At 72.8% G+C, this 9,786-nt stretch carries 2 protein-coding genes; both read right to left on the bottom strand.

Translation table 11 applies throughout. The annotated features are described in order from the left end of the window. On the bottom strand, window positions 1-753 hold a 753-nt coding region (locus ACZ43N_RS42600; RefSeq protein ID WP_468105249.1), incomplete at its 3' end, for a beta-ketoacyl synthase N-terminal-like domain-containing protein. Window positions 754-810: 57 nt separating this feature from the next. Then, on the bottom strand, window positions 811-9,786 hold an 8,976-nt coding region (locus ACZ43N_RS42595; protein WP_468105247.1), incomplete at its 5' end, for a type I polyketide synthase.

Here is a 9,786-nt window from a genome sequence, read left to right as displayed (position 1 = left end):
AAGCCCCCGCTGCCGCGAGAACTCCACGAACGCACCCGGCGTCGACATCACCGTCACACCACCGGCCAACGCCAGATCACACTCACCCGACCGCAGCGCCTGCACCGCCAGATGCAACGCCACCAGCGACGACGAACACGCCGTGTCCACCGTCACCGCCGGACCCTCCAACCCCAGCACGTACGACACCCGACCCGACAACACCGACGCGGTGATGCCGGTGGTCAGGTGGCCGTCGGACTCCTCCGGCCGGTTGAGCATGAGGGCGAGGTAGTCCTGACCGTTGGTGCCCGTGAACACACCGGTCCGGCTGCCTCGGAGCGTGGCGGGATCGATGCCCGCGCGTTCCAGTGCCTCCCAGGAGGTCTCCAGCAGCAACCGCTGCTGGGGATCCATGGTCGTGGCCTCACGGGGCGATATGTCGAAGAAGGTGGAGTCGAACAGCGGCGCGTCGTAGAGGAAGGCTCCCTGGCGGGCGTACGTGGTGCCGACACCGCCCGCCGGGTCGAAGACGCCGTCGAGATCCCAGCCGCGGTCGGCGGGGAAGTCAGCGACGGCGTCGCGGCCGTCCGTGAGCAGCCGCCAGAACTCATCGGGTGTGTCCGCTCCTCCCGGGAAGCGGCAGCCGAGGCCGACGATCGCGACAGGCTCCTGGCGGCCCGTCTCGGCGTCATGAAGACGCTTGCGGGTCTGGCGGAGATCCGCCGTCACCCTTTTCAGGTAGTCCCGCAGCTTCTCTTCATTGCTCGCCATCGTGCTCCACTTCCTCGCGAAAAAGCCGTGAACGATCCCGTCGCCCGAGCCGGGTGGTCAGATCCCGAGTTCCTTGTCGATCAGGTCGAACATCTCGTCGTCCGTGGCCCCGTCCAGTTCCGCGATCGCGTCGTCCGTCTCGTCCGCGGTGTCGGTGCCGGTCCATGTCTCCAGCAGTCCCCGCAGCTTCGCCGTGATCTCCAGGTGGGTCTCGCCACCGACCCCGGCCTCGGCCGCGAGGGCCGTGGCCAGCCTGTCGATCTCGGCGACGACCCCGGACGCTCCGGCCGGGTCGCCGTCAGGGCCGGCGAGTTCGGCGTCCAGGTACCGGGCGATGTCCACAGGTGACGGATAGTCGAAGACCAACGTCGCAGGCAGCCGGAGCCCGGTGGCCGCGCCGAGCCGGTTGCGCAGCTCCACGGCGGTCAGCGAGTCGAAGCCTGCCTCCCGGAAAGCACGGGCCGGGTCCACCGCGTCGGACCTGGCATGTCCCAGGACCAGGGCCGCCTGCTCCCGCACCAGCTCGACCAGCGCCGAGGACCGTTCGCCGACACCCAGGCCGGCCAGCCGCTGCCGCAGGGCGTCCGCGTCCGCGCCGGAGGCGGCGTCCCGCAGCGCGGCCTCCGCCTCGGCGACGTCACCGAGCAGGGCGCTGCCCCGTCCGGCGACGAACGCGGGAGCGAAGCGCGCCCAGTCGACCCGTGCCACGACGGCGGCCGGATCGCCGGTGCCCACCAGTCGCTCCATCGCCACCAGGGCGGGCTCGGGCTCCAGTCCGGTCAGGCCCCGGCGGCGCAGGTACTCCTCGACACCGCCGTCGGCCGCCATACCGTCCTGGGCCCACGGCCCCCACGCCACGGACGTGGCGGGAAGCCCGGCCGCCCTGCGCTGCTCGGCCAGGGTGTCCAGGTAGGCGTTGGCGGCGGCGTAGTTGCCCTGCCCCGGAGAGCCGACGGAGCCCGCGAACGAGGAGAACAGCACGAACGCCGACAGTTCCCGGCCCCGGGTCAGGACGTCGAGATTGCGCGCGGCGACGGCCTTGGCGCGCAGGACGGCCGCGAAGCGCTCGTGCGTCAGCGCCTCCACCAGCCCGTCGTCGAGGACACCCGCGGTGTGCACCACCGCGTCGACGGGGTGTTCGGCCAGCAGCGCGGCGAGCGTGTCCCGGTCGGCCGCGTCGCAGGCGGCCACGGTCACCCGTACGCCCGAGGCGAGGAGGTCGTCGCGCAGGTCCGGTGCGCCGGGCGCGTCGAGCCCACGCCGGCTGATCAGGACGAGGTGCTCGGCGCCTTGCGCGGCGGCCCAGCGGGCCACCCGTGCGCCCAGCGCGCCCGTGCCGCCCGTGATCAACACCGTGCCCGACGGACGCCAGCCCGCGCCGAGTGCGCCGGGTGCCGTCCGGCAGAGCCGCCGACCGAAGACACCGGTCGCCCGGATCGCGACCTGGTCCTCTCCCGAGCGGCCCGTGAGCACACCGACGAGGCGGCTCGCCGCGCGCCGGTCCACGAGCTGGGGCAGGTCGACGAGACCGCCCCAGCCTTCGGGGTGCTCCAGCGCCGCTACCCGGCCCAGTCCCCATACCGCGCCCTGTGCCGGGTCGGGCGCCTGGTCGGACCGGTTCACCGCGACCGCCCCCCTGGTCAACCCCCACAACGGGGCGGCGAGCCCGGCGTCGCCCAGGGCCTGTACGAGTACAGCCGTGGCAGCGGGGCCAGCCGGAACGCCGTCGTCGGAGCCGGCCTCGCAGTCTCCGGTGTGCTCGCCCCGGGGCTCAGGCAGCGCCAGGAAGGACAGGACACCCGCGACCGGCTCATCCCCCGCGGCCGTGGCCAGCCGGGTGGCCAGTGCGGCCCGTTCGGCGCCGGGCTCGTACACGACCGGCACCGGCTCGGCCCCGTGGGCCGCGAGACCTCCCAGCACGGCGCCGCTCCACGTGTCGTGCCGCAACCCAGCGGGCAGCACAGCCAGCCAGCGGCCCGGCAGGGCACCACCGGTAACCGCGCCGAGCGGCTTCCAGTGCACGCCGTACAGCCAGTCGTCGACCCTGGACTGCTCCTGCTGTCCGCGCCACCACGACGACAGTGCCGGCAGCAGTCCGTCCAGCGCGTCCTCGGCCACACCGAGCGAGTCGGCCAGTGAACGGGCATCGCCTCGCTCGACAGCGGTCCAGAACCCGGCGTCCGGCCGGTCGGGGCCCGCCGCGGACTGGCCGCCCAGCCTGGCGCCCTCAGGCCAGAAGCGTTCGCGTTCGAAGGCGTAGGTCGGCAGGTCCACCGGCGTCGCCCCGGACTGGGCGAAGACCGTACGCCAGTCCACCTGCCCACCGTGCAGATGCAGCTCCGCCACCGCCGAGAGGACGGAACGGACCTCCGCGCGGTCCTTGCGCAGAGTAAGAGTCAGCAGACGACCTGCCGGATCGTCGTCGAGACCGCTCTGCGCCAGCGCGGTCAGTGTGCCGTCGGCACCAAGCTCCACGAACCGGGACACGCCCTGCTCGTCCAGCCGCCGCACCGCGTCGGCGAACCGCACCGGCCGACGCACGTGCTCCACCCAGTAGTCCGGCGAGGTCAGTTCCTCGGCGGTGGCGGCCTCTCCCGTGACGGTCGAGACGATGGGTGTCCGCGGCTGCTGGTACGACAGACTCTCCACGACGGTCCGGAACTCGTCGAGCATCGGCTCCATCAGCGGCGAGTGGAAGGCATGACTCACCCGCAGCGCCGTGACCTTGCGGTCACGGGCACGGAAGTGTTCCGCGATCTCCTCCACACCGTCCGCCGCGCCCGAGACCACCACCGACCGGGGCCCGTTGACCGCCGCGATGCCCACCTCGTCACCGAGCAGAGGCAGCACCTCCTCCTCGGTGGCCTGCAGCGCGACCATCGCACCGCCCTCCGGCAGGGCCTGCATCAGCCGGCCACGCGCCACCACCAGACGACACGCGTCCGCCAGCGACCACACCCCCGCCACATACGCGGCAGCGATCTCACCAATGGAGTGCCCGGCCAGCACGTCCGGGCGCACACCCCACGACTCCAGCAGCCGGAACAAGGCGACTTCCAGAGCGAAGAGGGCCGGCTGGGTGAACTCCGTGCGGTTCAGCAGGTCGGCGTCCTCACCGAACACCACCTCCCGCAGGCCGAAGGGGAGTTCCGCGTCCACGGCGTCGAAAGCCTCCGCGAACACCGGATACGCCTCGTACAACTCCCGGCCCATGCCGGAACGTTGTGAGCCCTGACCCGCGAACAGGAAGGCGAGCCGTCGGCCCGAGCGTGCGGGAGTGCCGGTGAGGACGGCAGGGTCGTGCTCGCCGACGGCGAGTGCTCGCAGTCCACGCAGCAGTTCGGCACGGTCGGCAGCCAGGACCACGGCCCGGTGCTCAAGCCAGGGCCTCAGGGACGACGAGAGGCCCAGGTCGCCCAGACGCAGTCCCGGGTCGGCGTCGACGCAGGCCCACAGCCGTTCGGCCTGCCCGCGCAGGGCACCCTCGGACGCCGCGGACAGTGCGACCGGGGTCAGGGGCAATTCGGCGGCTGCCGCCACCGATTGGGGAGTGTCCGAGTCCGGCGTGGTCACCGTGTCGGGGGACTGCTCGATGATGACGTGGGCGTTGGTGCCGCTGATGCCGAAGGACGACACGCCCGCACGTCGCGGACGGTCCTGCGGCTCCGGCCACTCCACGTTCTGCGTGAGCAGACCGATGTCGCCGAGCGACCAGTCCACGAAGGGCGACGGCTCCTCGGCGTGGAGGGTGCGGGGCATCACACCGTGCCGCATCGCCATCACCATCTTGATCACGCCACCCACACCGGCCGCCGCCTGCGTGTGGCCGATGTTCGACTTCAACGAACCGAGCATCAGAGGCCGTTCGCGATCCTGGCCGTAGGTGGCCAGCAGCGCCTGCGCCTCGATCGGGTCACCCAACGGCGTCCCCGTGCCGTGCGCCTCCACCACATCCACATCAGCCGACCGGATCCCCGCGCTGGCCAGGGCCTGCCGGATGACCCGCTCCTGCGAAGGACCGTTCGGCGCCGTCAAGCCGTTCGAGGCACCGTCCTGGTTGACGGCCGAACCCGCCACCACCGCCAGCACCCGGTGACCGTTGCGGCGCGCGTCCGACAACCGCTCCAGCACCAGCAGACCGATCCCCTCCGACCAGGCCGTGCCGTCGGCGCCCGCCCCGAAGGACTTGCAGCGGCCGTCGAGGGCGAGGCCACGCTGCTGACTGAAGTCGACGAAGGTGTCCGGCGTGGACATCACCATGACACCGCCGGTGAGGGCGAGGTCGCACTCGCCCGCCCGCAGGGACTGCGCGGCGAGGTGAAGGGTGACCAGGGAGGAGGAGCACGCGGTGTCGACCGTCATCGCCGGGCCCTCCAGGCCGAAGGTGTAGGCGATACGGCCGGAGTGGACGCTGCTGGTGTTGCCGGTCAGCAGGTAGCCGTCGGAGTCGTGCTCCCCCTCACGCAGACAGGAGTTGTAGTCCTGTCCCATCACACCGGCGAACACCCCGGTGCGGCTGCCGCGCAGCGCGGTCGGGTCGATGCCCGCCCGTTCCAGGACCTCCCAGGACACTTCCAGCAACAGCCGCTGCTGCGGGTCCATCGCCAGCGCCTCACGCGGCGAGATCCCGAACAGCCCGGCGTCGAAGGACGCGGCGTCGTAGAGGAAACCGCCACGGCGGACGTAGGTCCTGCCGAGTCGGCCGGGCTCGGGGTCGTACAGCGCGTCGAGGTCCCAGCCACGGTCGGTCGGGAAGTCGCCGATGGCGTCGCCACCTTCGCTCACCAGTTCCCAGAGGTCCTCGGGCGACTCGACGCCGCCGGGGAACCGGCAGGCCATGCCCACGATGACCACCGGGTCGTCGTCCATGCCCCTCCAGGCGGGCAGCGCCTCGCCGTGTGCCTCGGTGTCGCCGGCGAGCGCGGTCAGCAGGTGCTGGGCGAGCGCGAGGGGGGACGGGTGGTCGAAGACGAGCGTGGCGGGCAGTCGCAGCCCGGTCGCCGCGTTGACGCGGTTGCGCAACTCGACCGAGGTGAGGGAGTCGAAGCCCAGTGTCTTGAACGCCTGGGCCGGCTCCACGTCGGCGGCCGAGGTGTGACCCAGTACTTGAGCCACCAGACCGGAGACCAGTTCCAGCAGCAGCTGTTCACGCTCGGCGGAGGGCAGAGCCAGCAGCCGGGTCCGCAGCTCGTCGCCGCCGGCGCCGTGCCCGCCGGTGTGCGCGGAGCGTCGTGCCGGACCACGCACCAGACCCCGCAACAGCGCGGGGACCTCGGGCAGTTCGCGCAGGGCCCGCAGGTCGAGGTTCACCGGTAGGAGAAAGGAGGGCTCGGTGTCCCGGAGTACGGCGTCGAGGACCGCGAGACCCTGGTCGACGGCGAGCGGACGTACGCCGCCGCGCGCCATGCGCTTCAGGTCCGCCTCGGTCAGCTCCGCGGTCATGCCCGCGCCGGGTGCCCAGGGGCCCCAGGCCAGTGAGACGGCGGGCAGGCCGAGGTTCCTGCGGCACCGGACGATGGCATCCAGGTAGGCGTTGGCCGCGGCGTAGTTGGCCTGTCCGGCGCCGCCGAAGGTGGCGGAGACCGAGGAGAACAGAACGAACGCGGCCAGGTCCAGGCCGCGGGTGAGCGCGTCGAGGTGTTCGGTCGCGTCCACCTTCGGACGCAGCACCGTTTCCAGCCGTTCCTCGGTCAGTGACGACAGCACACCGTCGTCGACGACACCGGCGGTGTGGATCACCCCGGTCAGCGGGCGGTCGGCGGGGATCGACGCCAGAAGGCTCTCCAAGGCCTGCCGGTCGGCCACGTCGCAGGCCACGATGGTGACGTCGGCGCCCAGATCGGTCAGTTCGGCGCTGAGTTCCGCCGCGCCCGGCGCCTCGGGCCCGCGCCGGCCCGCCAGCACCAGGTGGCGCACCCCGTGCCCGGTGACGAGGTGACGGGCGACCAGGGCTCCCAGTCCGCCGGTGCCGCCGGTGACGAGGACGGTGCCGTCCGCGAGGCGCCCAGTGCCGCTCCCGGCGGGGCCGGCCTCCGCGTCGGTGACGGAGGAACGGGACAGGGGCGCGGGAGCCAGCCTCGGAACGAGTACCTCGTTTCCGCGGACGACCAGTTCGGCCTCGGCGGCGGGGAGGTCCGGCCCGGCGACCAGCGCGATCAGCGTGTCCCAGGATTCGGGCGTTCCGTCCAGGTCGGCCAGCGCGAGCCGGCCGGGGTTCTCCGTCCGGGCCGAGCGCACCAGACCCCACAGGGCGGCCAGCGCGGGATCGGACTCCTCGTCCGGCCCCACCGCCATCGCACCGCGGGTGACGACGACGAGCCGGGCCCGAGCGAGTTCGTCGGCCGCCAGCCAGTCCTGTACGAAGGCGAGCGCGGCGGTGGTGACGGCGTGCGCCGCGGCCGAGGATCCTTCCAACGAGGCGTCCTGCGGACCGCTCCAGGGCAGCAGCACGGTCTCGGGTACGGGATCGCCGTCGTGCACGGCTCGGGTCAGCTCCGACCAGGTCCGGGCGAGGACGTCGGGGTGTCCGGCGCCCGGGTGGTCGTCCGGGGCCGCGTGGTCCGTCAGCAGGACCGCACTGACCGTTCGGTCCGTACGGCCTTCCCCGGGCGACGCCGCCCCGGCCGGGGCCGGGGACAGGGACGGGGACGGGGACGGCAGCGGAATCCAGTCGATCCGGTACGTCCCTGCGCAGACGGCCGCGCCCGCACCGCCCACCCCTTCGGCGGGCACCTCGCGCAGCGCCAGCGAATCGACGGCGGCGACCGCGCCCCCCGACGGGTCGGCCACGTACAGGGACACCGAGTCGGATCCTGCCGGAACCACCCGTACCCGCAGGGCGCGCGCCCCGGACGCGAACAGTGACAGCCCGCGCCACGAGAACGGCAGCCGTCCGGCGCCCTCGTCCCCCAGGGGGCCGAAGAGGACGGCGTGCAGGGTCGAGTCGAGCAGGGCGGGATGCACGCCGAAACGGCCCGCGAGCCCCTCGTGCTCCTGCGGCAGACCGACTTCGGCGAACACCTCGTCGCCGCGCCGCCACACCGTGCGCAGCCCCTGGAACAGCGGCCCGTACGCCAGCCCGGCGGCCGCGAACCGCTCGTACACGTCGGTCACGGGGCAGGGTTCGGAGCCCTTCGGAGGCCATGCGGCGAGTTCGGCCATCGCGTCGGCGGATGCCTCCGCCGCCGTGTCCGGCGCCAGCACACCGTCGGCGTGCAGCACCCATGGTGTGTCGTCCGAGGCCTCCGCCGCCCGGGAGTGCATCTCCACGGCGCGGCGTCCCGTGTCGTCGGCCGCCGCGACCGTGACCCGCAGGCGGAGCATGCCCTGATCCGGCACCAGCAGCGGCACCCCGATCGTCAGCTCCTCCACCCTGGTGCAACCCACCTCGTCGCCGGCGCGCAGCGCCAGCTCGGCCCAGCCCGTACCCGGGAAGACCACCGCGCCCCGGACCTTGTGATCGCGCAGCCAGGGGTGTGAACTCAACGCGAGGCGACCCGTCAACACCGCTCCCCCGTCGGCGAGTTCAACCGCGGCTCCCAGCAGTGGGTGCTCGGCCGCGTCGAGCCCGGCGGCGGCCAGGTCGCGGGGACTGTGCGACGCCTCGGGCCAGAACCGCTTTCGCTGGAAGGCGTACGTCGGCAACTCGACGGCACGGACACCGCCGGCCGGAACGACGGCGCGCCAGTCCACATCGGCGCCCGCGGTGAACAGCGCGGCGACGGCGGCGAGCGCGGCCGTCGCCTCGGGCCGGTCCTTGCGCAGCAGCGGTACGAGCACCGTGGCGCCGGTGTCGTCCAGGGAGGCCTGGGCGAGGGCGGCGAGGGTGCCGTCCGGGCCGAGTTCCACGCAGCGGCCGACGCCTTGCCCGGCGAGGGTCCGCACGGCGTCGGCGTAGCGAACCGGCCGGCGCACATGGCCGACCCAGTGGTCCGCCGACATCAGCTCGTCGGCCGTGGCCGTCTCACCCGTCACCGTCGAGACAAGAGGCAGCTTCGGACGCTCGTACGTCAGACTCTCGGCGACCTTGCGGAAGTCGGCCAGCATCGGCTCCATCAGCGGCGAGTGGAACGCATGACTCACCCGCAGCGCCGTGACCTTGCGATCCTGCGCGCGGAAGCGGTCCGCGATCTCCTCCACCGCCTGCGCCGCACCGGCGATCACCACCGCCCGGGGCCCGTTGACCGCGGCGATCCCCACCTCGTCACCGAGCAGAGGCAGCACTTCGTCCTCGGTGGCCTCGAGCGCGACCATCGCACCGCCCTCCGGCAGCGCCTGCATCAGCCGGCCACGCGCCACCACCAGACGACACGCGTCCGCCAGCGACCACACCCCCGCCACATGCGCGGCAGCGATCTCACCGATCGAATGCCCCGCCAGCACATCCGGGCGCACACCCCACGACTCCAGCAACCGGAACAGGGCCACTTCCAGCGCGAACAGCGCGGGCTGGGTGAACTCCGTGCGGTTCAGCAGCTCGGCGTCCTCGCCGAAGACCACCTCCCGCAGATCGAAGGGGAGTTCCGCGTCCACGGCGTCGAAGGCCTCGGCGAACGCGGGGTAGCTCTCGTACAGCTCCCGTCCCATACCCAGGCGCTGGGACCCCTGCCCGGCGAAGAGCAGAGCGGTCTTTCGCGCACGCGTCTGCGCACCCCGGATCAGACCCGGCGCGTCGATGCCCGCGGCCAGGGCACGCAAGCCCCGCAGCAAGTCGTCCCGTTCGGCCGCCAGGACCACCGCGCGGTGCTCCAGGACGGTCCGTGTGGTCGCGAGCGCCCGGGCGGTGCCGCAGAGAGGGAGGTCGGGCCGTGCCTCCACGAAGGCCGCCAGGTTCTCGGCCTGGGCCGACAGGCCACCCCCGGCCGCGGACAATATCCACGGCAACACCGATACCTCGTCGTCTTCAGTGCTCTCCGCGGCCACCGCCGCCTGGGGCGCCTGTTCGAGGATGACGTGGGCGTTGGTGCCGCTGATGCCGAAGGAGGACACACCGGCCCGGCGGGGCCGGTCGTCCGACCGGGGCCACTCGACGTT

The organism is Streptomyces sp. NPDC030814, from assembly GCF_055572155.1.
This window is presented reverse-complemented; position numbering and strand designations above follow the sequence as displayed.